Origin of the sequence: Caballeronia udeis (assembly GCF_001544555.2) — a bacterium.
GTDB classification, from domain to species: domain Bacteria; phylum Pseudomonadota; class Gammaproteobacteria; order Burkholderiales; family Burkholderiaceae; genus Caballeronia; species Caballeronia udeis.
This window is the reverse complement of sequence record NZ_FCOK02000015.1, coordinates 106,352-130,229: the sequence shown is the minus strand read 5'-3', so window position 1 is coordinate 130,229 and position 23,878 is coordinate 106,352. Positions and strand designations below refer to the sequence as shown.

The window sequence follows — 23,878 nt, the reverse complement described above, 5'->3', positions numbered from 1 at the left end:
CAACGCCTAGTGATGTTGCACGAGGGAGATTACGGCAACGACCGCGATCGCGGCAAATGCCACCCACGTGATCCAGCCATTCTTCTTCGCAAACTTCTGGCCAAACGTTTCTTTTTTTGCGTTGTCACTTTGAGTCATTAGATGCCTCCTTTTGGCATTTTCCATCAGCTACACATGCGTCCCAAATGGCGACGCGTTTCTCAAAATCCCGTTGGCGTGACTGTTCTACAGCCTCGGGGGTGGTATCGGCGCCCGTCACGGAGACGATCGCCTTGATCAGTGCGTCCTGCTCGGCCTGCGGTGTCTTGTCAGCCTTGTACGCGATGATGATTTCGCCGGGCGTGTCCGGCTTGAACTCAACGCGTCGAACGTCGATTTCCTTGTAGGCGCTGGGGTCGAGTGCCGGAAGCGCTGAGGGCGTCAACACCGACCGCGCCGGTCGGGGGATGTTTCCGATATCCTCCGCAAGCCCGGAGTTGGCCATAACCTGCGCGCCCATACCGGCACCCAAAGCGTGAGCGGGAATGAACAACGCCCCCACCGAGAGCACATTACCCACAAAGTTGCGGACCCGGACGCTGCCCGGCAACGTCCGCGGATCGCCTTGGCGAAGAACGAACTGCGTGTAGTACTGGTCCTGCGTTTTGGCAAGGAGCGGGTAGTCGGCGGGAGCCAGCGCGGTGTAGTCCAGCACATGAAACAGGTAGGCACCGTTCCTGACGAGGCTGGTGTCGCGTTCCTTCAAGGCCGACTCCACACCGAGCGTGACGGGATTGTCGCTCACGCCCTGCAGGACGAGCGGGCTACCGCGATAGCGCGTGCCGTCGAGCTTTACATCGTACGAGACCTTGCGTTCACGCACAGCGGCCAGCGTTGCGTCGAGCGTCGACGTGTCGCCGGACCACATGTCGATTGGACGTACCACGATGATGTGCGCTGCGTCCGTATCGAGTTCTACCGGCTGCGCATGCGCAGCCGATGCTCCCAGGGCAGCGATGGCAACGCCGATCGACGTCACGAACCTTGATCGCTTCATTTCTGTCTCCTAGCTCTTGATGTTCAGCGACTGCCTGATGGTCTCGCATGCCGCTGCCTGCGTTGCAAACGCTCCGACGCTTTGCTTGAGCTTGTCGTAGTCGGGTTGCATGGTCTGCAGCTGGTCGCGCATCGATGCGAGCTGCGTCTCGTCGTCCGTTTTCGTCCTGTCCAGATCCACGACCTGTTTGTCGAGTTTGGCGAGCTTGTCGGACTGTTGCTTGTTCGTCCTTTCGAGCGACCTGTTTCCGAGGTACATCACTCCGGAGAACCCGAGGGAAGCGACAAGCGCGATCGAGCCGATCACGATCAGGGCCTTGCGAATAAGCTGTTTGGTGTTCGTCATGGTTATCTGGCGGTTTAGTAGGTAGGAAGAACCGATGAACCGGCTTTTTGCGCGGTGCCGTTTGAGCTGTTCTGCTCGATAGGGTTGTAGTTGCCGCTGATGTTCTTCGGCAGGTTCGAAAGTGCCTGATTCATCATCTGCGACGTGAAAGCGCTGAAGTCGATCTTGGTGAAGTCGATCGCACTGATCTGTGCGGGCGACAATCCGCTACATCCGGCGAGCGGTAGACCCAGCTGGGTTTTGCCCTGGATGTTGATGATCTCTGCAAGCAGCGAGTTAAACGAGCAGTAGTTGTCGACGTACTGAACACAGGAGCCCAGCACGCTCTTTGCGCACGTTTCGTTAATGTAGGTGCTCAGGCCTGATCCCTTGTGCAGCGCGAGTAACTGTTCCGACTGCGAGCACTGCGCAAGGTGTTCGATCACCTGGATCGCGACCATTGCAGCGAAAACGTACGGGTTAAAAGCAAGGTAGCCATCTGAACCGAAGGACGCCAGTTCCATATTGCCGCCCAACACACCGGCGGACATCGTGCCGGTGCCGACCGTGAAGCCGTAAGCGCCGACAGAAAGGCCGTTCGTCGCCAGACTTGTCCCTAGCGTACCGCCGCCATCGGCGGCATTCAACGAAAACGCCGTCGTGAAGTTCTCTGTCAGCGCCTGCGAGAAAATGCCGTTCGAGTACATGGCGTCAAAGACATAAGGCGAGGCCATGTCGATTGCCTTCTCACCGGCGTATTTGACAACGGACGCGGCCGCACCGATCGCCACACTCATAACGGCCGAATTGGTCTGGCCGCCCGGCGTGCTCTTGCAGCAGTTCTGGATCCCTTCATATCCCTTCCGGCAACTCTCGGAGACTCCAGCGAAGATGCTGTTTCCGTCCGTGTAGGTCTGGCCTTCGCCAGTGATTTCCAGACCGAGGGCGCCACGTGCGAACGAATTGTTGTTGTTAGGCGGCGTCGTGAACCCTCCATCGTTAAAGAGGCCACTGGTGCAGCTCATTTGCTGCGCGGTCTGCTGTGCCTGCGTCAAACATGAGTACGTATACGTCCATTCGTCGCACTGTCCAGTCTCAGCGATCGTGTCGTTACAGACGCTACCCTTGACGCCGCAGGCAGAGTTGTTTCGATACTGCGCGCAGGTGTCTGTCGTCGTGCCCGTGCAGGCGTATTGATACGAATATTGCCAGCAACTATAGGGAACGGCCAGCGCGCCAGATGGTAGGGAAGCGGTGGAGAGACACACTTGCTGACCGTTCGAATCTGTCTTGCAGGGTGTAGTGTCGATACACGTTTGTGAGCCCGGGATTTGGGAGCAGGCACCCGCCGCATAGGTTTCCTGACTCTGCGCACGCGGGGCATGGGCCAGCGACAGCGCACACACGCTCGCGGCCAGTGCGCGCCAAAGCGTCAGCGAAGACGCGAGATTGAGCGTTTTCAATTTTGTGGCACCCCAAGTGAAACACCGGCGCTTTTCTCGTAGGTTCCGCACGTGTCGGTCCAGCTTGTCGTGACCGTTTTCTGTATGCAATTCGTGCCGTTCAACGTCTGCCCGGTCGGGCAACTGTACGTGGTTGTGGACGATGTAGTCGTGGTCGTCACGCAGGTCTGTCCCTGCAGGGATCCGCCACTCGGGCAGCTGTAAGTAACACCTACGGTATTGGTCTGCGTACAGGCCGACCCGTCCCACGTGTAGCCAGCCGGACACGATTGCAGGGGCAGGTAGTCACCGAGACACGTGCCCCCTAACGAGAAAACAATGGCCTCGAGCGGCATCCCGGCGTAGGAAGCCGGGCAACCATTACTGAATTGCGGCGCGAGACACAGCATCGTGCCGTTGTTCGTATGGTTTTCCGTGGTGCCACCCGGGCAATAAGGAGTGCCCGCCAGTTGCGAATACTGGATGCACTCATTCACGTTGTCCTGGATGTAGCCAGCGGGGCAGGAGATCGTAGGGTTGTAGTTAATGGTATGCACGCATACACCGGCCTGAAGCGTGCCGCCATCGGGGCAGCTTGTGGTCGACAAAGCCTGATTGATCGAGTTGGTGATCGTCGTGTTCAGATATTGAGAACACGTGTTGTCTTCTTCGTCGGTGGAGACGATGCAGGTATTGGTCGCGTACTGAGCCGGCGTCGTCACGACCGTTTGGGTAGAGCACGTTTGGGTGAGCGTGTTCGGCGCAGTATTGCCGAGATTTTGCGTTCCCGAAAAGATCGGGTCGCTGGGGGTGACCTGATTGCCGTAACCGAACTGCGACTGACCGGCGCCATAGGTACCCGCGCAGTTGGCGGAGCTGCCCTGCACCGTACCGGTTTTTCCGAGCACCGACTTTTCGCCCGTGGTGGGCTGCATGCACTGGTTGTTCAGGAAGTTCACTGCGGCGCAATACTGGTTTTGGTATGGATCGCTGCCGGGGGTATAACTGGCGCAGTCGATCTGGGCCTGATTGCCCAACGCCGTCAGACTGCCGGACTTTGCCGCGGTCAACGCGGAGGATGACGTATTCGGATTGGAGAAGCCGGCGAAGCCCGACGGCACGGTGGTCGGCGTCGTCGTGCTTCCGGACCAGGCGCTGCTAACCCCGGACGGATTCACGATCTGAGAGGGCGAGGTCGGGGCGATCGAGTGGGCGAAGCTTGTCCCGTTCGCCACGTCGGCCGCGCTTTGCGCGAAGATGGCGGGCGCGCAGAGTGCAAGGATTAATGGCAGCAGACGCTTCATGCCTATTGCCCCTTTGCGCCTTGCGCAGCGCCGTCATGCTGCGCACGAACCATTTTCGATGCATCTTCCGGTGTCATGCTGCCGCTTGCGACAGCCGCCTGAATCGCTGCGGTGACCTCGGCAGTGTCCACTGGCGTGGATCGATCCGGGCAAAGGCTGTTGGCCAACACGAGCTTGTCAGGGTGACCGGCGCACATGCGCAACGGGGGTTGGCCGTCCTCGCAGATGTTCAACTGGCCGCCCATATCTGGCCACGCAAGGTGAGCGCTTGGCTGTGCAATCACGTACGCCACGCGACCGCATCGAGGCTGTTCCTTGAAAGTCAGGATGCGTGCGGCGTAGAGCATCACCGGGCCGTCGTTTCCCGTCCTTTGCTTGATTGCCGCGATAGCGGCCGCAAACTGTCCGTTATCGTCAAGAGGCGCGTTTGCCTTTCCGTCTACGACAGCCTGCGTGAGTACGCTCTTTGGCGAGTCGTCAGTCGCGTGTCCAACAATCGGTAACACGAGCGCAATGGCACTCACTGCCAGTGCAGAGATGGTCAGTCTCATTTCTTGTTCGCCCTTATTGTTTTGTATGACTTACGAATGGTGAAAAGAGGTCCACGTCCTCTTGACGGAACGGCAGGTACGGCACGCTCCACGCGTAGTGAAACTTGTTGGAAGCACGCGACTTTTCGAGCGCGCGGATCTCCGTAGGCACGAACCCGATAATCCCCGGAACGACGGTGTTGAGCTTGAGAAGTGCCTCTTTGGGATCAGTAGGTGCCGAACCGGACTGCCGGTAGCAGCTCACCGCATCGTCCTTCAGCGTGTTGCCGTTGAGCGTGCGGCGGTATTTGTCGACCAGCATGTATTTGCATGCGAGATACTGGGGCTCTGGCCCGGCGTCGTGAGTGACGCGCGCGAGCAATCCGTAGCCGTCGTCAACGCCTGTCGCGATCGAGGCGCGCAGCAGCATGACGCGTTGATTCGGTGTGACCTGATCGTTGTACAGCGCTTTCGGAATGCCCGCGAGATCGGACCAGCAGGATTTTGTATAGGTCAGCGCCCGTTGCTGATCGCCCTGGCGATAGCTGAGAAACGCGCCGAATCCACAGACACGGTAGGAGGCATCCGGAGCGATGGCTGCAGCCTGACTTATCAGCGCGGACGCCGTGCCGGGGTCCGGGCGTTGGCCCTTGCCATACGCAGCGGCAACGGCGAGATCGTAGATCGCCGGCTGGTAGTTGAATGCCGCAGCGTTCCGGTACAGGTCCATAGCTTTCGGGACGCTTTGCGGTTCGCCGAAGAGACCATACTCGGACACAAAACCCTCGAAGGTCATTGCTTCAGGGTTGCGCTGGGAAGCCAGATTGGCAAGCTTTGTCAGGAAGTCTTTCCGTTGTGCGGCGTTCGCGCCGGTCAGTTGGATCATCCACGAAACGATCGTTTCTCCGTCGTTGGTCACAACGTTATGGGTTCCGTAGCGAATCCTGTCGCCATATTCCGATGCTTTCGGCAGCGCAGTCTTGCCCTGTGCGACAGCGAGATCGTTCACGCTATTGACGACCGCCGAATTTTGATGCTGGTAGTTCTGTACCAGTCCTTTGAAGACTTCTGAATTGAACGTTGACTCGGCGAAGCCCTTCACGCTCTCGGGCGTCGTCGGCATGCCTTGCGCAAACGCCGCGGTACAGAATAGCGCGGCCAGGACTGCGCTTGAGCACATGGCGACTGGACGGCGAACACCCGGGACATTGGTCTGCATCGTTATGTTGAGAGCTAGGTATAGTTAAATTATAATCAGTTCCATTGCCGACTCAAATCAATATTTGAGTGCTTGACGAAAGCGCGACAACCTAACGAGTCAGAACAGTAAACGGGGGCTAGGATGGCCGAGAAAGATCTACCTGCAGTAAAGGGACTGGATGCCCTGACGCCTGACCAGCGGAGGGCGATCATGATGGTGAAGGAGGGTTCGAGCGAGCATGCGCCCATCGAGCAGGCCATACGCCAGCTATTCGTGTGGGCGATCGTCACGCAGTCATCCGATGTCCACATAAGTGGGCGCGGCCACAGGGACTCGCCCGACGTGTTTGTGAATGTCCGCACTCCGGGCGGATTCAAGAACTTCAAGTTCAGATACGACGGTGCGGCGATTGGCCGACATTGGGAAACCAAGATGTTCCAACTGACTGGTACATCGCAAGGCGCCACGACCCCTGAAATTGCGTCTACCCGTTTCGAGCTGGAGCTACCGGCCGAGTTCGCTCGCGAACATGGCCTGCGACCGTTCGAGGGTGAATCCTTGTATATGGTTGACGTGCGGGTCGAATACACGAAGACCTATAACGGGTTCTCGTTCAAGTGCCGGCTACTCGACCCGCAGCGCGCTCCAAAGCTCCATGAGCTTCGTCTTTCTTATGCGCTGCTTCGCACGATCCTGCGCGCGCTTTCGGAGCCTAGTGGACTGATCCTCGTCACTGGCCCTACAGGATCGGGGAAGACCACATTGCTCAACGCGATGCTGGACTGGTTGAACGACGAGCAGAAAGCGATCCACACGATTGAAAACCCGGTGGAAATCGCTATTCGCGGCGACGGGCCAATTACGCAGGTCCAGATTGGCGGCAACATCACGTTCAAACGCGCGTTGCGCTCTTCGCTGCGTCAGGATCCGGACATCATCATGGTGGCCGAGATCCGCGACTCGGAGACGATGGAGATCGCCCTGCAGGCCGCGCAAACGGGGCATCTGGTGCTTGCAACACTTCACACCAACAGCAGCTTCGAGACGTATTCCCGCTCCATTGATCTGACCGAGGACAAGGTGCGCGACGCGTACCGTGTCGCGCAGGTGCTGAAACTGGTGGTTGCGCAGCGGCTCATAGATCGCTACGAAGGCGTGCCCACGACCCGCAGGCTGACCCGGGATGAGCAGTTCTGGTTGAAGTCCAACGGAATGTATCTCGGAGACACCATCACGGAGGTTAAGGATGGCGTGAAGAAGGGCAAGGTTGCGCTCCTTGAAGTCATCACGACGACTCCTGAAATCAAGGGCTTGCTGCAAGCCGACCGGGTTGACACTTCCGCGATCTATCGCGCTGCTTGCGAGCAGGACCAGTTCGAGCCTCTCGCGGTGGCCGGCATTCGCGCCGTTCAGTCGTTTGGGTCGACCATGGCGGAAGTCGTTACCAAACTCGAAGGGAACATCGACGCGGAGGCGCATCCGAGCCTTCGCGTTCGACTTTCCAAGACACACGGATTGAACTATGTCCAGGTTGCGAACGCGATCGACGCTTACCACCAGGCGGCCGATGCCGGTAGCGACGAACCGCTTTCGGCACATATGGACCGTGCGCAGGTTGACGCCATCACCGAAGTTATCGAAGCCGAAGAGGTCTGATATGAAGCGACTCGCGTCACTGGTTCTGGCCGTCGCCGTAGCGCTGCCCGTTGCTGCTCACGCCCAGGTTCCGGCCGGCATGGAGCAGCTCAAGCCGTACCTGCAGGTCAAGCCCGTTGCGGGCGATGAGGAGACTGTACGGGTCTTCTTTTCGCCTAGCTGCCCGTTCTCCCGTATGTATTTCCAGTTCTTCAAGAATCTGGAGGCGACACTGCCACAGGATAAAACCTTTGCTTTTACGCCGCTCGTCAATAAAGCCGATGGAATCCAGTTTGCGTTGAGTTATCTCGCTGTGCAGAAGTATTACCCAGCGTACATACATAACTTTATGGAAGCGGCATTTATAGGGGTGCAGGATAAAGGGTTGTCCACGCTGAATTGGGCGGGCATTGACAGGATAGGGCGTGCGGCGCACGTGCCGGTATCGGTGCCGGCACTGGTGCAGGCGCACGGTGACACGCTCAGGGCTAGTCTGCAGTCGCTTCTGGTGCTCCAGAAGTCATTGCAGATCACCAACACGCCGGCCGTTTCGGTTGCAGGAACTTACATCGTGACGCCGGAATTTACGGGAGGGGATACCGCGATGTTCAGTCAGCTGGTGAACGGAATCATCTCGATGGCACGCTGATATGCCACGCGGGCAGTACGGCGGGCAGGGCGGGGACAGAGCGTCGCAGGCTGCCAAATGCTCTTTGCATTTTCCTTACATTACAATTATTAACAGTCTTGTCATGTTCAATCCGATACTATTGCGCGCGCCAGTCCCGCGTCCGTGGTTTAGTAAACCACGGTAAACACCTTTTGTGACGGGCGTCACAGCTACATTCTTTCCGAACTTTAAATGACGATGTACAGTGGCAGGGGTGTTCCGGCACCTTTTTTAGGGTCCGGTTCCTTGTTATGTATTTGTAATGTAATATCTAGTCCGGGTAGCGGCGCTCCGCACATGCTCGATACGCTTCGCAAGTCGCTTTCCCCCGGATCTGATCTGTCGGTTTTCGCCATGCTTGTGTCGCTGCCAGCGGGCCGCGGCATGGCAGAGTCTGATCCTGTACGTGGCATCCCAATGCTCCCGATGGACCGCTATGCTGACTGACGAACAAAAAACACTTATTAAAAAAGGTCTGGGCAAGGGTGTCGCCGATACTCAAATCGCGGAGTCCATCGGCGCGAAGCACATGCAGGTCTTTTCCTATCGCAAGCAACTAGGCATCACGGCCAGCCAGGTACTGGAGATTCGCTACGACACGTGGATCCGCCTGCTCGAGTCCGGCATGAGCGTCGACCTCGTGGCCTCGCTCTACAAGGTCAAGCCCGAGTCCGTCTTGAACACGCTGTACCGCAAGCGGAAATTTTCCTACACCGAGGCGAAGAAGCGCGGCCAGAAGGCCATCGAGGCGGGCTTTCGGAAGGCAATGGGCTTGACGGCGCAGGACGTCAGAGAGCAGCGGCTGGAGACATGGCTGAAACTTTTCGATTCGGGCATGACGATCGATGCGATCGCTGACCTGTACAAGGTGAAACCGTCTACGGTGCGCAATGCGTTGAAAAAGCGAACGGCCGGCTCGGAGCAGCCGATGTGCGAGGGCGCTGCGTTCGACTGGTAGGCGGCGGCGCCATAGAAAAAGGGCTGGTTTCGCATGCGAAAACCAGCCCTTTGCTATTTCCCGTTTAGCGCAGCCAGACCGAAACCGGTACGACACGCCAGCTCAGCCGGCGCTCAATACCCCGAGCGGCCGTTCATGCCGAACTTGTTCTTCGGACCCGGAGCGCCCAGGCCAACCCCGTTGTGATTTATTCCTTTTGCCGGGCCACCATAAGAATTGCCGCCGTTGTAGCCGCCGGGGCCTGCTGCAATCGGAATACGCTTGATCAGTTCGAGGACTTTCAGCGCCGCCTTTTTTAACATCGCCATTTTTCACCTCTATTTGCATTGATTTTCTTTCAGACTAGCACGAAACGGTATTTACCGAAACCCATCTCTTTTAACGAAAGATTTAAGAATTAATAGGTGTCCGCGCATTCGTTTGGCACTTATGAAAGCCCGTTTCCAAATTACTGCAGGGGCTGTGAACCGGAAGAGGTACTGTCGTTAATCGCAGTCAATAGCCCACGCCGAACGCGGTCCAGTTTGGCACGGGCGGTTCTCCTGTCCGTTTCTCCACGCTCACTACCGCATGTCCATGCCTCCTGAAGCTCGGTGTCGTCTTGCAGCAGATGCGGCATCGGCTCGCCCGAAAAGAGATACCCGGCGCGCTCGGCAAACGTCCATGCATCCGACCTGTGCCGGTCGAAGGCTTCCGTGCCGACATCGCCCGCAGTGACCAGGAGCCACATGAGCGCGGACTCAACGCGGGCATTGAGCGCAAGGCTGAAAAGGCTTTCTGCTGCCGTATCGTCGGTCGGCGAATCGGGCCAGAGCCTCTCAAGCATCAACAGGGCGGCGCTATCACACGCATCGAACCGATCGTCTTCGGGCGAGCGGCGATCATCGTCGTCCGGATCCTGGCAATACGGCGGAACCGGACCGAGGTCTTCGCCTCTCCTGACGGATTCCAGCAGCCATTCGAAATGACCCTCGCGCGACAGGAACGCGCAGTTGTCCACACCGTACGCGTTGGTCAAAGACCAGCCATCGCACTCCCGCCAGAGTGTGTAGCCGTGGAAGTCGTAACTCCCTTCAGAAGCATTCACTTCGGCCATCAATTCGGCTGCAGTCGGCAGTGAGGCGAGCCAGATGGCATGATTGCCGGCGGCCTTTCGTTGCGCTTCCTTTGATGTCGCGTATCGTTGTGCCGCGTCGTGGATTGGCGCAAGCTCGGGAATCGCATCGAGCTGGGACAGATCCACGTCGGGTGCAGTCAGCGCTGTTTCGAATGCATGATCGAAGGCGGAATATAAGTCGCCCCAATCTGGTTCGTTGAGCACGGCGAGGAAAGCAGTTGCTACCGCAACCAAGCCAGCAGGCACGACCTTTGCAACAGTGTCCTCTATCACCTTTCCTCCGGGACAAAATTGGTTTCGCGGTTCGGGGCGTATTGTGTCGACGTGGAGCGCACCATCGCGCTCCACGTATCAGGGATCAACTCAACGCGGCCCGCGTCTGACAAAGCGCGACTTCGGTTCGGCAGCCGGCGGCGTCGGCGCCGGTTTTGCCGGAGTATCGGTGTTGCCGAGACGCGTACGGGACGAAGCGCCCGCCGGCCGGCCTGCGTCGACCACGTTGTCTGCCACGTTTGCTGCCGTTCTCGCAACGGTGCCGTGGCCATTCGCATCGAGCCCGGAGTCAGCCGCCAGGTGCTCCGCGCCAGTGACCTGCTTTTCGATCCCTCGTTGGGCAGCTGGCACGCCCGTCTCAACCTCTCTCTTCAGATCCGGAGCAAGGTTGAATTGGGGCGCGGGCGCTACTGGCAGGCTTGGAACGCCCGCGATTTGGGGCGCTGCAGGTGCTGCAGGAGCGGCACCCGCGCTCGCAGGCGCCGGCGAGCGGCCAGCGTCATGATGCGTAACGCCAGATGCGCGACGGTGAGCTGCCGCTACCGGGTCGTTGGCGGCCGGTGCAGTAAACGGGCTGCGCTGGGTCGTCGGCACGGCAGGAACGATCGCGCCAGGTGTCCTTGAATTGGCAGCGCCCTGCAACCCGCCACTGTTGACGCCGGTGCGGTCCGCAGGAGCCGCGATGTCCATGTTCATCGGGCCCGTGTTGGTCGGGTCGAATCGCATGTGCTGCATCGCCCGACCTTCATCGGTCAGATAGCGGGCTGCTGCAAGCCTGTCTTCCGGCTTGGCGCTCTGATCCTGCGCGAGCATGACGGCCGCCCGGTGACGGTTGATCGCTTCCTGTCCTGCGGAGTCACCTACAAGTCGACCTGTCGAGCCGGAATTCGCGTCGGACGAAGCGGTGGCCAGGTACTTGCCGGCCGCTGCGTTATCGTTGAATTTGCGCCCGTCAATGGCCTGGAACGCCGCGTATTCTGGATTGGTTTTCTGTTGCCATGCAATTTCTTCGGAACCGATCTTCGAGCTGAGGTCCACGAAACTGGAGCTTTCGTGGACGCCTTGAGACGCAGCGTCGCTCGTCGATTGAACCTCGCTGAGCGTCTTTTGATAGGACTGCTGGGTACTCAGGCTTCTCGACAGATCGCTTGACGCCTGTTTGCCCGCGCTGGTGTTCTGATACTGCGACATCGTGTCGGACAACGCCTTGGTCAGCGCGACAGAATTGTTGAAATTTTCAGAACGACCACGATCCTGATTGGCCTGCAATGAGTCCTGCGCGGCCGTACCGGTGTCGCCGTGCGCGCCTGCGGAAAGGCTAAGCCCGCCCATCTTGCCGGTGCTCGCACCGATGTTGCCGCCCATGCCGGCGTTTGTCGCATTGGTGTTGCTCCGTAGCCCGGTCAGGCCGCTACCGGCATGCAACTGGTTCTGCGCCTGCTGTTCCTTGTTGTAGTTCGTGGCAACCGACTGCCCGATTGACTGATCAATGCCGAGTTTGCTGTAGTTGCCTGTACTCATCGCCTCCCGCCACTCGGCGAGATTCGTCTGTCCCGAGCTGATCGCCTGACTGCGGGTGTCAGACTGCGTCAGCACGCGGCCCGCGTCCCGCACCGAATTGCCGAAGGTGGACGTCGTCGACACGGCATCCAGGCTGCCTTGCATTGCGAGCTTGCCGGACCCATTTCCCAGCTGGCTGATAGTGCCGACCGAGCTGTTCTCAAACATGGGCCGTGTTGATGCAGGCGTAGGCGCAAGGTTCTCTTCGACATCTTTGCTCTTGGGCGCAATGGTCGTGGCCACGCTCGTCATTGCGGACGACTCGCCGAGGCCGAAAATCAGACTCATCAGAACCGGCAGGCTTGCCATGATGTGCGAGCCGACGCCGATCTGCAGGCTGAGTTCCTTGTACGCGGCCAGCGTGGTCGCCTGCGACAGCCAGCCACCTTGCCGGATCGATTGAAGGTAGTTCGCCACGTCGATGCACAGCATGCCGTTGACCAGCTCCGCGCCAACGTTCACGACGAGCAGCGGCCACACCATAATGTGCGCAGCGGTCTTGACACACTTTCCAGCGTCTACGCCGGCGAACATCATGAACATGATGATGACGGGCCCGAGGCCGATGATCAGGGCGATCAGGTAATTGCCGAAGCTGCCGGCATAGCGGAGCATGGGCACTTCACTCGCTGCCTGCTGCAAATTGTTGCGCTCGACTTCCGAAGCTTGCAGCGCTGTCGCTTCACATTCGGTCAGCGTGTCGCTGCTCGCCCGCAAACAGTTGAGGTCGTTCTGCACCATCTCCGAGAAGATCAGGTTCATGAACTCCGCATTCGACTGCCCGGTGCCGCCGGCAAACACACCACCGAGCGTGTTCGCGGTAGTGACTGCGTTGTATTGCGACGCGACGGTGTTAAAGCTGTAATCCGCTCCCGGAACAGGCGAGTCCATCCCGTTGACCGCGCCCTGGATCACGCGCGTAAATTCGACCGAGTTGAGCGCATTCGTGACGTCGTTCGCCACTTGATTGGCCGCTGCCGAGCACGAGAGCATGTTCGTGGCGTTCAGGCCCGGATCGTTGACCATCCCGCTGGTATTGAGTGACGCCTGATAGAGCAGCGCGCCGAGCGCGGTCGGATTTGTGCCGTTGATTTCGATTGACTGTGAAGTGGTCGCGCCCGTGTTGCCGGCGTTCATCACAAGATTCTGGATATTCGCGTAGTTCACGCCCGAGTCCGGACCAAGACACGCGGCCAGTACAGTCTTCACTTCCGAATCGACACCACCCAGCCGAACCATGGCCGTACGGGAGGTCAACAACACTTTCAGTGGGTTCAGAAAGCCGTTGGCCGTGGCCGAAATCGCTGGATATTCGGCGTCGACGTTCTGGAACGCAGTAGAGAAAAGCTGGTTCAGATTCTGTGAAAGCACGCTGCCGAAAGCCGGGATGGCCGAGATCGCCAGCGGAACGTGATCGACTTCGGTCACGGCTCCGTTGATGGTCGACTCCAGCTGGACGGTTCCCTGCAGCATGGGATTGGTGAGTGTCATCGCCAGAATGAACGGCATGAAAGCACTCATTGATCCGGACGCGAGCACCGCGCCCCCCTGCCCGTTCGCGCCTTTCAGCGCGGCACTGGTCGCGGTCGAAAGCAGACGCCACAGCCCCACGGCGAACGCGAAACCCCAGATCAGGGCGTTCTGCTGACAGATCATCGCGACGCCGTTGAGGACGGCACTCAGGGTCGTGAGGTCCGCGCTGACCGAATAGTACGTTAAGGTAGGTATAGCCACTGATACGCCCCGTTCGGTTACTTGATGTTGGAGGCCGTGAAACGCGTGTCCTCGTTGATTTCCGAGACGATCTTGAACAGCACGTCGCTGTTGTTGCACGCCGTTTCCTTGGTCAGAAAATCGCCACGCAGCTGTGCAATACGATCCTTCTCGTCCTTGGTGATATCGAAACCTGTCGTTGTCTGGATGAGGTTCGATCCCTTGTAGAGAACCTCTCCTACATGCGACGCCACGCAATCGACAATGTGCGGCGCAAGACGCTCGGCGATTGCGATACGGGTATTCGGATTCGAGGTCTTGGCCAGCAGAGCCGCCAGCGGCACGCCAGCCTGGTTCATGAACTGGATTTGCGATGCCGTAAATTGTGTCGACTGCCCGCTGTTCACCTGCCCGATGATCGAGGTTCCGGTAATGGACGAGGCGGGGTCCGGCGACCCAAACAACATCGTATTCACCCACCCCTGGATGCCTTGATAGTTGAACGGAATCACCCGCATCTGCGTACAGATCTGATCGTCCACACCGCCGGTAATGCTTCCGCTCGGATTGACACACTGATACAGCGACAACGGTGTATTTGGGTTCAATGAGCCGCTGCCGCCACCCTTGATAATGTCGTCGAGGGTAATGAGAGCCGGTCCAGAGCACGTGACCTGTCCCACCGTATTATTCGCGGGAGTGCTGGTTGACGGCGCTTGACCTGCACCGTTGTAGCTATTGCAAGGCACGGCATCAATGTTGTAGCCGAGCAGCGCGTAGAGGATCTCGTTGTTCAGACTGTTCGGATTGGTCGGATCATCACCGCTGCCGTCGACGTTGCCGAGACCGGCAAGCCCCATGATCGAGGATGCGCCAGAAGACACAACCGTCTTGACCAGTGCGTTGCCGCTCTTCGGGTTATTAGCCGACTGCTGTTTGAGGTACGAATTCGCCTGCGACAGATAGTTGGTCAGTCCACCGAAGGCGTCGGAGAACATGTTCGAGTTCGTACCCGCAATGTTGCCGTCACCATTGACTGCATTCGACAACGCCGAAGCCGCGGGATCGACAAGCATGTGCGCCATCTGGCAGGAATTCTTTGCCAGGTTATTCATGTTTTGCAGCAGCGTCTGAAACTCGGTGATCAACGCGTCGAGCGAGGGCGAGATCGCCTTGATAGCAGCCTTGAACGCGAGGCCAGCGGCGTCGGCCGCAACCTGACGGAAGATCTGGATCAATTGCTGGCCATTGATGAAGCTAAACGAACCCCCGTACAGGTCAATGCCACCGCACCCAGCGTCAATGCGTGGCGGGTCGAAGGTAATGAGGTTCACGGCCGAGATCGGAGTCCGCATGGTGAATCCTCCCATGAACACTCCGACCCGGTCTTTGGTGCTCATTGTGCTGGGCGCTGTCGAATTGCTCATGACCATCGAGCCGAGGTCCGCAAAGATCCCCGCGAAGGCGAATATCGGGGCGACCATAAGCACGATGGCCGCCAGGAAATGTTTTAGACGCATGGGCGACTCCTAGTACTGCTTGAGCAAGTAAGGTTGGAGGGTTTCTCTGAACGTATCCGGCTTGTTCGGGTCGAGCTTCAGGCTTTGCAGGTCAGTGCTCGTCGCTACGCCACGATCCCACACGCTCAAATCCCGCATGACATCAGCGCTGAGTAATCGCGTATCGTGACCGGCATAGGCGATCTGTTTGATCAGTTCGTCTTCCGCATAGAAGCCTTGCGACACGACGAGATACCGGTTCGGATCGGTCGAGCCGTCATAGGCCTTGGGATGAGGAACGAAAACGACAGACGGAGTGAGCTTGAGATTCAGCTTGTGAAACAGCCCGTTGTCCTGCATCACGTTGCCCTTGAATCCCTTGGGCTTCGTGCCGTCGAGCGATATCACGACGTACTCAAGGCCGTATCCATTTTTAAGCATCCCCAGCACTGGCAGCTCCATCGCGCAGAACCTGCAGGAGCTATCTACGAACACGACCAGACCGCCAACTTGAGAAAGCTCCTGTACAGCCTTCTGCTGGGCCTGATAGTCCGCGTTTCGTACCGCGATCGCGCCCGTCGACGCATAGGGGACACGATTGTTTTCGTCCAGCACAGGATCCTCGTGCAGCACCCGCGTAACGGCCTCGCTGAACCGTTGAGCCTTATCCATGACGATGCGCTTGGTGTACATGTAGGCGGAAACATTGGCGTCAGTCGGGTCGTTGATCGCGCGCTCTTCCAGCATTGGATAAACCTTACGCAGAAAAGCGACGTCGACGGTTTGGCTACCGGTCGGCTTGGCAGCGGAAGCAGGTGCCGGCGCTGCGGCCTGCGGCGCCGGTTTGGGTTCGGCGTCGGGTTTCTGGCCCGGTGTCACGTAGGGTTCGTAGTTCAGAAAGGCGTCGCCGTAGTCGTCGCCGCGCGGAGCGACTTGCTGCGCGAACGCAACGGCAGATGCCGCCAGTGAACTGACGGCAACCAGCAGGGCGAGAACGGTATTTCGGCGGCCGGGCATGTTGTAGTCGTCAGAAAAGTTTGTAGGCAAAACCGGATATCTGGTGCGCGTCCAGATAGCCCCAATAGCGCGAGTCGTTCGACAGCGGATGCACGCCGACCATAAAGAACTCGCCCGCAGGAATGGTTTCATCGCGATTGAAATCATTTGCGCTTCGGTGATAGAAGCGGGCCAGCGGAAACCCCTGAACCACAGTCTTTCCATTGATCTGCACCTTGCCGTCCCTGATCGTCACGTGGTCCCCAGGAACGCCGGCGACTTCCTTGAGAATGAACTGTTCCTTGAAGCCAGCGAGTGCGCCGCTCGGCTTCCAGAAGATGAGGTCTCCATCGTGTACGGTCTGCGGAGCTTCGTGAACGAGCAGCGCAAGATGCAGGTCAGGCAGGCAGCGCTCGCTTTGAGGATCGAAACCGAGCGTGAGGATCGGCTTGCACCAGAACCCGACAACCAGCAGAAGCACACCGAGAAAAAACGCGGCGAATTTGCCGCGCTGGTTGCTGGGCTTCGACCCATCGTTGACTACGGGTGCCGCGCTATTCATGATTGCCCACGGCCGCCGCGTTGGAGGCCCCAGCCGGAGGCGCGGCCAGGGCAGGCTTCTGGATCGGAAGATGAACGGCCGTACGCAGTTCATTCGTGATGTCAATCGTGTTCGGCGGGATAGCGGCCACGGTGATTTCGCCCTGGTCATTGCGGCTGGTGTCGATGACGACGTAGCCGTTTTTCTGATAGCGGCGTAGCACTGCCTTGATCGGCTCGCTGACCTGGGCCTTGATTTGCGCCTCAGACAGGTTCGGGCGGTCGAGGGTCGCTTCGAGGATGACAGCGCCCTTCTCCACGACCGCAACGTTCTTTGCCGGCGTCGCGGCCTGGTGACCCATCAGATATGTCGCGAGGCACAGCATGATCGCGACTGAGTATGGAAGGTCTCCGGCGGTAAAGTAGTTTTTCATTGGAGCAGCTCCGTTATCTCGTTAATGATTTCCCTCGGCGAAAGACCGTCGTGATCCGTCCAAAGGTTGAGCGCTTTCTTCATCCACTCTGTGCGCCGTGCCTTCGTATCGCCCATGACCTTCGCAACGGCGTCGAGCACGTCCATGCCCTCTTCCATGAGCTTGAACACGACGTCCTTGTCATCGCCTTCGGAGCTAAACAGGGTCGCGGTAAATTTGTCGACATACAGACGCGCGACCTCGTAAGTCTTCTCGCCCATGATGAGCATCTCGCTCCAGAATCCCTTCTTGGATTCGACGCTCCGCAGCAGACGGTTGAAATACGCATCCTCGGCAAAAGCGGTCATCACCTTCTGGTCGATCACAGCGTCAATTTCTTCAGACTTCTGAGCCATGATGACCTTCCATGCCGACTGCCGGAGAATGACCGAGCCGGCGGGGAACATAGAAACCTTCATGAGCGACTGAACAATGATCCAGACCGCCAACTCTTCCTTACGCCCCTTCAGATACAGTCCCTCCAGGGCGTCAGCAGCAGACGGGACCTTGATCAGATCCTGAGCTTCGTCGACGTAGATCCGTTTGCGCCCTCGCACCGTCCGGATTCGGGTCATCAAGACGTTCAGGCAGCAAAACAGCACGCAACGCTTCAGGTGATCGTCGTCGCCCAGGCTGGCCAGTTCGAACACGGTCAGCTGCTTTTTGGGGTTCAGCGTGCTCGGGCCGCGGAAATACACTCCACGGGTCGGAGATTCGATAAAAGCCTTGAGGCGGGGAATCAGGTTCAAAGCTGCCGTGACGGGCTCGCTTCTCATGGGATTCTCGATGGCAGATGCAACGATGCGCTCAAGGCAGTCGATGACCGTCGCAATTTCTGCCTTGTTGCCCTGTTGACCCCACGCAGCCTTGACGGCTTCGTTTGCCGCAATACGGGAGCCACGGTCCTGTTCCTCGTTGTCGTACGCCATCATCGTCAGCAGGGCGGTAATAGTCTCCTGCTGCTCATCGAACTCGTCGTCGGTGAGGCCAGTAAACGGATTGAGAGACGGCCTGAAACCCGATGCACCGCCGAACTCGTTGAATTCCCCGCCGACCGAATAGCAATACTTCTTGGAGCTTCGACCATTGTCGAAAAGGACCACGTTCGTGCCTTCAGCCAGGTCACAGTCAATCATGTACTGCAGATTGAAGGACTTGCCTGCACCCGATTCCGCTGCCATGACGCCACAGAAGTTGGAGTTGCTGATGAACGGGTCAAAATAATGGGCGCTGCCCCGCCGCGTAATGTAGGACGCGCCGGTCGTAGGAAAACGATTGTTGACGTTGCCAAGAGCGTCGCCATAGACCGGCAGGAGGCACCCGACCTCGGATGCCGCCATGACCGCTTCGCCATCGACCTTATTGGCGATAGCCGACGAGAAATTCAGCGGCAGTGACTGTGCCCAGCGCACGAGCCCATTTCCTACTACTTCCCGCGCGTCAAAACCGAGCTTGTTCAACGTCCCCTTAACCGTTGCAGCTGCGCGAACTGCGTCTTCACGCTTCCTGCCGAACAGGAACACGTTGGTGGACGCGTAGACGAATTTGTTGCCGTCCTCGGCCGCCTGCTTCTTCAGCTCGAGGAGGTCGTTCAGCTTGGCGGCCGCGTCTTCGACGCCCAGCTTCACCGGGAAGTTTTGCGTTGCGGTGCGCGACTTGATCGCGCTCTCCATGCGAGTCCATTCCTTACGTTGGCTCGCGACGCGCACGGTTGTGGTGAGGATATACGGTGTGTCGATACGCTTACCGCCGCCTTCCTTGGTCGTGCCGCTATTGAAGGGGGCACCGCTGACGAGATTCATGATCCCGTGGAATGGTTTTTCCGGGTATGACTTGCAGGTTACAACCGTGCAGTAGGTCTTCTCATTGAAGATTCCCACACGGGAATCCCGGAAATCAAAATTCTGGTCGGGGCCGTAGATCTGGTACTTCAGGTCAACGAGCTGGTCGAGTGCGACCTCGGTCTGCGGTTCAAAGATATCGGCGAACAGTCGGTACACCCCTACGAGCTTGGGTGCACTCAGAACTTCGGCGTCATAGAAGCCACAATCTTTCAGATTCGCATAGAACTCGTTGTGCAGATGTTCCGCGTTTTCCAGTACATCGCTGTCGACCTTGCGGCTCGGGAATGCGAGTGAGATAACGACGGTACGCTTGTTCAGGATCGGCATGTCGACGAGCGATCCAGTCGTCAGAGCCGACTGCAGCAGCTTCTTGTGGCGGCCGATCAGATCCTGAACGACGTGGCCACCGTATAGCTTTCCTTTGGCGAACGTTTCCGGGGCTTCGTGATCGGGATGGACGACGAGACTAACCTGAATAACAGAGTCATCCGGAACGGCCTTGAAGATGTTTTGCACAACCGTGCTGAACTCTCCACCGCCGCCGGCGAGAGGTGTCATCCGATAGACCGCGCCCACATAGGGCTTCTCCGCTTCCGCCTTGCTGATGACAAGGTTTGTATCGGAAGTGTAGGTCTCGAGATTGACCATGTCACTGGCCGGTTTCTTTTGTAGCTTTTGGGTGGTAGCAGTCAAGGTGAATCTCTCTCGGCGTCAGCGGAACGCGGCGTGACCAGGAAGGCTCACGCCGCGCTTTGAAGGCCTTTCGCATGCGAAAGGCCGCGGGGTTTTAATGCGCGAGATCGAAGGTGCTCATTTGCACCTGGTCGACGGTCGAAGGCACGCCAGTAGCCGTCGCGACCGTGGTCATAAGGGACGGCCCGATGAGGGCAACGGCGAGGATGCCCAGCACAACCGTCAGGTTTCGATAACCTTGACCGTGTGCCAGCTGCCAGATCGTGACGATCAACGAAAGAAGCACCAGCGCCATCACCAGCGTGCTGCCCAGCATGCTCTGGATGGTTGAGACGAGTGTGTCCCACGCGCTGGCCCCGAGTGCGGTACCGCCGTTCAGCGCGCCAACGGAAATGAGCATTGCGCCCATGGCAAGAACGATGACAGCAGCGGGACGAAACGGGCGGACAGACGTGGTCAGCGGACTTACTGCGGCTTGTTGTTTCATTGGTTTCCTCTCTTATTACTGTGGCATTGAATTCGGCATTGAGGTGCCTGGGCTACTTTCACCAGCCGACGTTTGACTGCCCGGCTGGATGAAATCGGTACGCGGAGACGGATCGGGTGCGGCCTTCGTATCGGCAACAATCTTTGTCTCTGCGATCTTGTGGGGGTAGTTGCCTTGCGTGCCGCCGGCGGGATTGCCGCCATCGAACCCAGCCCAACGGGTCGGCACGATCTCTTTGTAGACGGTCATGTCGCTGGTCAACATGTCGCTGTCGTCAACGAAGTGCTTGATCCACGTTCGCTGTACGACCGGGCCTTGGCGAACCGGGGCCCCATCTGTCGGGGCGGGATCGGCGCCGCCGAGTAGCGGAAGCGAACCTGAACCCATGACGAGTGCCTCGCCACCACCGGACTTCATGCCCGTATGCGACTTGTCGCCCACGGGGGCGATCTCGGTGTCCTTGTCGTACTGGCTGAACTTCAGCTCGGCGTCGAACCGGCTGTCGGGGAGTTCTCCGTTCGTGGAAGACTCGACGGCCTTGAAGCTGTGGCAGTACTTACTGCTGGGGTCTTGCTTGCGGTTGCAGTCGTACGAGTTCGACCCGATCGGGTTAAAGGCTGTCGAACAGCCGGAGAGCGCCACGAGCAGGCCAGCGGCCACGGTTGCGGTCAGGATGTTGGAGCGGCGTATCTGCTTCATTGGTCAGTGTCCTTCTTTGGGGTCCGCTTCTTCAGCACGATGTCTTCCTTTAGGATCCACGTCACACGCGTGCCCGCGGTAACCTCCACGACGGGGAAGGTCTCTTTGGCGAAATTGAGGTAAAACTGCGAAAGCTCGGTTGCGGCGTGGTTAATGCCTTGCCCTACTGCAGTGCCGGCCAGATAGCTCGGGCTCGGGTAGGTGAAGCTCTGTTCCGAACCGCTGCCAACATTGGTGTTATACGAAGGCACCGAGCTGGGTGAGAGTGCCGAGCCGAGCCCGGCGGCCACGCCGGTTAGTGCGGCCTGCATCAGCATGGCCCCCTGTTTGTTGACCACCTTGCCAGCGAGGCCGAGGGTGCCGTCCACATCCAGCGCGTACGCCTTCATCGGCGCTTCGTATACGTCGCCGTTCTTGAAAATGCAGCTAATGTGGTCCGCAATGCCGTACGCCCGCTCGGCGCTCAGAACAGCTGTGGCGGAACCACCGATGAAGCAGTTTTCGAGATCTGATGCCTTCCAGGAATTAGGCATGATCGCAACGCCCTTCACGCGCGAAACGAACGGTGCGCCGACGTCGATCGCCGAGGTCACGCTGCCGACCGCTCCACCACTCGATCCGCTCGGGCGAGCGTTGATGCCAGAAAGCATGACCGCCTCAACGCCCGTGTACATCGGTAGAACGAGATCGGGGCGACGGTTGGCATCGTCAGCCGACGACGTTTTTTGGACTGGATCAGAGACCATCATCGGACGTGCTGGCGCTACGGGCACAGGCGGGTCCATCGGTGCGGCGGCTCCGTCCGGCGAACCGGCCCCGGCTTTGCCAGCACGCGACCCGGGCTGGTCGAAGCTCACAGATGCGGGCAGATCCTTGCCAAGGCCATTGTTCGATGCTGTGTCGGCGCCGCTTGCCGCAGCAGGAGCCGCGGCGTTCGTTGGCTGGCTGACGACATGGACGTACCCCGTCGAACCGCCACCCGCGTTGCCCGTGCCTTGTCCGCGCTGCAACGCCGCCACCTGCTGCTTGAGCGAATCGATCTGCGTCGTCAGGTCCTCCAGCCCCTGATTCCGCGGAGACGTAGGCAGAACGTTGATGTTCTGGTTAAACCCCGGTTGCTGCGGTGCAGGCGTGCCGGGAGCGGCTGCAGTCGCCGGCACTACCTGCGCGGGCAATGCGGCGGCGGTCGACGGCGCAGGGGCCTGGTGGATAATGCGCTGATAGATGATGAAGGCCGTACCGATAACGGTAACGCCGATCAACAGATAGCGGAACTTGGGATCCATGTCGTCCCACTCCTGCCGCTTCTGCTGAATGAATGATGGCATTTCCATGCTTACTGTTCCTCACGCTTGCGGGCAAGCACAATGACCTTCGTTCTCTCGCCAGGCTGCAGCAGCGGCTTGGGGAAAATCGAAACGGCGAGGACGTTCGCCCCGTCGAATTCCTGCTCCCTCAGAAGCGCACGGGATTGCCCCGGATTGCGAACGCTGTAGACGAAGATATCGCCGTCGCGATCGCTATAACGTTCGTCAACGGTGACAGCAAGACCGTCCATTGCGATAGGCGGCAGATTCACGTCGACCTGTGAATATCCGTCCGGCGCATGACCGAGGGCGACCGTCGCCATGACGTCCTGCACGTGGCTGATGTAGTCGCTGCTGCTGGATTCCGACTTCCGATGTCCCGACACAATCCCGGTGTCGTCCGTCACGATCACGGTCTGGCCCGGAATGTCTTTCGGAACCAGCTCAAGGCCGAGCGTCGGCCCACCGTCCGGCGGTTCGATGAACAACTGCCGCGCCTGCGCCGGCAGCTGAGGCCAGTACACATAGATGTTGTTACTGGCCGGGCGGTGATCGACCTTCACATCGCTGGTTTGAACGATATAAGGGTTCTTGAATGGCAGCTGGATGCGGTTGGGCTCGTTGATGCTCATGTAAACGGTCTGCGAGCCGCCGTTTGTCCATGCGATCCTTCGCGCCTTGGTCGGATCGAGCACGTCCATGCTCTCACCCGGCACCTTGAGCACGCCCGGCAGATCGATCTCCTTCGGCGCGGTCGCTTTCACCGCAACGCTGGGATCGACGGCGAGCGGGTCACGCGCCTTCTGGTGAACTGTATGCACGACCTTGTGCTTTACATCTGCACTCTTGGGTGCGGTCGGGGCCGGTTGACCAAAATCAACCGCGGCGGGGGCACTGTCTGCTTGGGCAGTGCCGGCAACTGAAAGGCCGATCGACGCGGTTAGCAGCGCGGCCAGATAACGGTTCGTTGTCTGCATCATTTCTTTTGTTGCGCCTGGATCCAAGTTGAGTTGTGCACCCTGTCACCGGAGTAGGAGGTGACGTCGTCGAAGATCATCTGGTAGTTAGCGAAATGCACCGGATATTCGAAAACGTAGGGCTCGGAGGTATCTTTCGCAGCGTTGACCGTATGTAGCTCTCCCTTCACGAAGACCCGGCCGAGCTTCGGGTCGGCCTCAAAACCCCGAAGAACAAAGTAGTAACTGCCGAGTTCGTGCTGCGAGCTGAGCAACGCGACCTTGTTATCGATCGCCTGACTGACTTTGGTGAAACAGGCCGGCGACAGAAATGGCTGAACGAACTTCTTCACGCTATCGCCATTGCTCGGATTGATTGACGCCAGCGCATTCGTAACGGCGTACGCGTATGCCTGCATCGCGCCGGCGTCCATACCATTCCGTTCGATCTTCGCGCCGTCCGGCATGCCGGGAACCTGATTGATAACAACGTCTGACTGGAAGAAAGACTTTGCGGCGATGAGCAACGCCGCGATGGCAATGCACATCACGGCGGTGATCAGCTTGTTGTTGTCCTTGCGCAGTTCGGCGACGGACTTGTTTCGATTTGGAAGATCCATA

At 58.7% G+C, this 23,878-nt stretch carries 23 protein-coding genes; 3 read left to right on the top strand and 20 right to left on the bottom strand.

What is annotated here, in order from left to right; translation table 11 throughout:
• Positions 1-6: 6 nt before the first annotated feature.
• Genes AWB69_RS50330 through AWB69_RS13825 form a run of 7 tightly spaced genes read right to left on the bottom strand, consistent with a single transcriptional unit; the run spans position 7 to position 5,855 of the window.
• Positions 7-138, bottom strand: coding sequence for a hypothetical protein (locus tag AWB69_RS50330; protein ID WP_256390511.1), 132 nt, complete (start codon positions 136-138; stop codon positions 7-9).
• On the bottom strand, positions 125-1,036 hold the full coding sequence (locus tag AWB69_RS13850; protein WP_062085518.1) for a hypothetical protein: 912 nt from the start codon (positions 1,034-1,036) through the stop codon (positions 125-127). The genes AWB69_RS50330 and AWB69_RS13850 overlap by 14 nt, the downstream gene beginning before the upstream one ends.
• Before the next feature lie 9 nt (positions 1,037-1,045).
• A complete protein-coding gene (locus AWB69_RS13845; protein WP_062085516.1) occupies positions 1,046-1,381 on the bottom strand; it encodes a hypothetical protein in 336 nt (111 codons plus the stop codon).
• Positions 1,382-1,395: 14 nt separating this feature from the next.
• Positions 1,396-2,823, bottom strand: a complete 1,428-nt coding sequence (traN, locus tag AWB69_RS13840; protein WP_062085514.1) for a conjugal transfer protein TraN — start codon at positions 2,821-2,823, stop codon at positions 1,396-1,398.
• Entirely contained in the window at positions 2,820-4,106 is a 1,287-nt protein-coding gene (locus AWB69_RS13835; RefSeq protein ID WP_062085512.1) for a hypothetical protein, read from the bottom strand. The genes traN and AWB69_RS13835 overlap by 4 nt, the downstream gene beginning before the upstream one ends.
• 2 nt (positions 4,107-4,108) lie before the next feature.
• Entirely contained in the window at positions 4,109-4,657 is a 549-nt protein-coding gene (locus AWB69_RS13830; RefSeq protein ID WP_062085510.1) for a hypothetical protein, read from the bottom strand.
• Positions 4,658-4,670: 13 nt separating this feature from the next.
• Entirely contained in the window at positions 4,671-5,855 is a 1,185-nt protein-coding gene (locus AWB69_RS13825) for an SEL1-like repeat protein (RefSeq protein WP_231937097.1), read from the bottom strand.
• Between the two features lie 123 nt (positions 5,856-5,978).
• Here AWB69_RS13825 and AWB69_RS13820 point away from each other — a divergent pair, with 123 nt between their 5' ends.
• From AWB69_RS13820 to AWB69_RS13810, 3 genes are all read left to right on the top strand, one after another.
• On the top strand, positions 5,979-7,493 hold the full coding sequence (locus AWB69_RS13820) for a GspE/PulE family protein (RefSeq protein WP_062085506.1): 1,515 nt from the start codon (positions 5,979-5,981) through the stop codon (positions 7,491-7,493).
• A gap of 1 nt (position 7,494) precedes the next feature.
• Positions 7,495-8,121 carry a thioredoxin domain-containing protein gene (locus AWB69_RS13815; protein ID WP_062085504.1) on the top strand — a complete coding sequence of 209 codons (627 nt, stop codon included), beginning with the start codon at positions 7,495-7,497 and terminating at the stop codon, positions 8,119-8,121.
• A gap of 457 nt (positions 8,122-8,578) precedes the next feature.
• Positions 8,579-9,100, top strand: coding sequence for a helix-turn-helix domain-containing protein (locus tag AWB69_RS13810; protein WP_062085501.1), 522 nt, complete (start codon positions 8,579-8,581; stop codon positions 9,098-9,100).
• A gap of 113 nt (positions 9,101-9,213) precedes the next feature.
• Here AWB69_RS13810 and AWB69_RS13805 read toward each other — a convergent pair whose 3' ends face one another.
• From AWB69_RS13805 to AWB69_RS13745, 13 genes are all read right to left on the bottom strand, one after another.
• Entirely contained in the window at positions 9,214-9,408 is a 195-nt protein-coding gene (locus tag AWB69_RS13805) for a hypothetical protein (protein ID WP_062085499.1), read from the bottom strand.
• Between the two features lie 140 nt (positions 9,409-9,548).
• Entirely contained in the window at positions 9,549-10,343 is a 795-nt protein-coding gene (locus AWB69_RS13800; protein ID WP_197500228.1) for a hypothetical protein, read from the bottom strand.
• Between the two features lie 237 nt (positions 10,344-10,580).
• Positions 10,581-13,784, bottom strand: coding sequence for a conjugal transfer protein TraG N-terminal domain-containing protein (locus AWB69_RS13795; RefSeq protein ID WP_062085495.1), 3,204 nt, complete (start codon positions 13,782-13,784; stop codon positions 10,581-10,583).
• A gap of 17 nt (positions 13,785-13,801) precedes the next feature.
• Positions 13,802-15,283 carry a conjugal transfer protein TraH gene (locus tag AWB69_RS13790; RefSeq protein WP_062085493.1) on the bottom strand — a complete coding sequence of 494 codons (1,482 nt, stop codon included), beginning with the start codon at positions 15,281-15,283 and terminating at the stop codon, positions 13,802-13,804.
• 9 nt (positions 15,284-15,292) lie between these two features.
• Positions 15,293-16,279 carry a conjugal transfer protein TraF gene (gene traF, locus AWB69_RS13785; protein WP_062085491.1) on the bottom strand — a complete coding sequence of 329 codons (987 nt, stop codon included), beginning with the start codon at positions 16,277-16,279 and terminating at the stop codon, positions 15,293-15,295.
• Positions 16,280-16,289: 10 nt separating this feature from the next.
• The gene (lepB, locus tag AWB69_RS13780; protein WP_062085489.1) at positions 16,290-16,820 is read right to left on the bottom strand and encodes a signal peptidase I; all 531 of its coding nucleotides are present in this window, start codon (positions 16,818-16,820) and stop codon (positions 16,290-16,292) included.
• Entirely contained in the window at positions 16,813-17,232 is a 420-nt protein-coding gene (locus tag AWB69_RS13775) for a hypothetical protein (protein WP_062085487.1), read from the bottom strand. Before AWB69_RS13775 ends, lepB begins: the two co-directional genes overlap by 8 nt.
• The gene (locus AWB69_RS13770; RefSeq protein ID WP_062085485.1) at positions 17,229-19,808 is read right to left on the bottom strand and encodes a TraC family protein; all 2,580 of its coding nucleotides are present in this window, start codon (positions 19,806-19,808) and stop codon (positions 17,229-17,231) included. The genes AWB69_RS13775 and AWB69_RS13770 overlap by 4 nt, the downstream gene beginning before the upstream one ends.
• 94 nt (positions 19,809-19,902) lie before the next feature.
• Positions 19,903-20,295 carry a hypothetical protein gene (locus AWB69_RS13765; RefSeq protein ID WP_062085483.1) on the bottom strand — a complete coding sequence of 131 codons (393 nt, stop codon included), beginning with the start codon at positions 20,293-20,295 and terminating at the stop codon, positions 19,903-19,905.
• 15 nt (positions 20,296-20,310) lie between these two features.
• A complete protein-coding gene (locus tag AWB69_RS13760) occupies positions 20,311-20,994 on the bottom strand; it encodes a TraV family lipoprotein (protein ID WP_062085482.1) in 684 nt (227 codons plus the stop codon).
• Positions 20,991-22,328 carry a TraB/VirB10 family protein gene (locus tag AWB69_RS13755; RefSeq protein WP_062085480.1) on the bottom strand — a complete coding sequence of 446 codons (1,338 nt, stop codon included), beginning with the start codon at positions 22,326-22,328 and terminating at the stop codon, positions 20,991-20,993. Before AWB69_RS13755 ends, AWB69_RS13760 begins: the two co-directional genes overlap by 4 nt.
• A gap of 2 nt (positions 22,329-22,330) precedes the next feature.
• Positions 22,331-23,281, bottom strand: coding sequence for a TraK domain-containing protein (locus AWB69_RS13750; RefSeq protein ID WP_231937096.1), 951 nt, complete (start codon positions 23,279-23,281; stop codon positions 22,331-22,333).
• Positions 23,278-23,877: a TraE/TraK family type IV conjugative transfer system protein gene (locus AWB69_RS13745; RefSeq protein ID WP_062085478.1), complete on the bottom strand. Its 600-nt coding sequence runs from the start codon at positions 23,875-23,877 to the stop codon at positions 23,278-23,280. Before AWB69_RS13745 ends, AWB69_RS13750 begins: the two co-directional genes overlap by 4 nt.
• Position 23,878 lies beyond the last annotated feature (1 nt).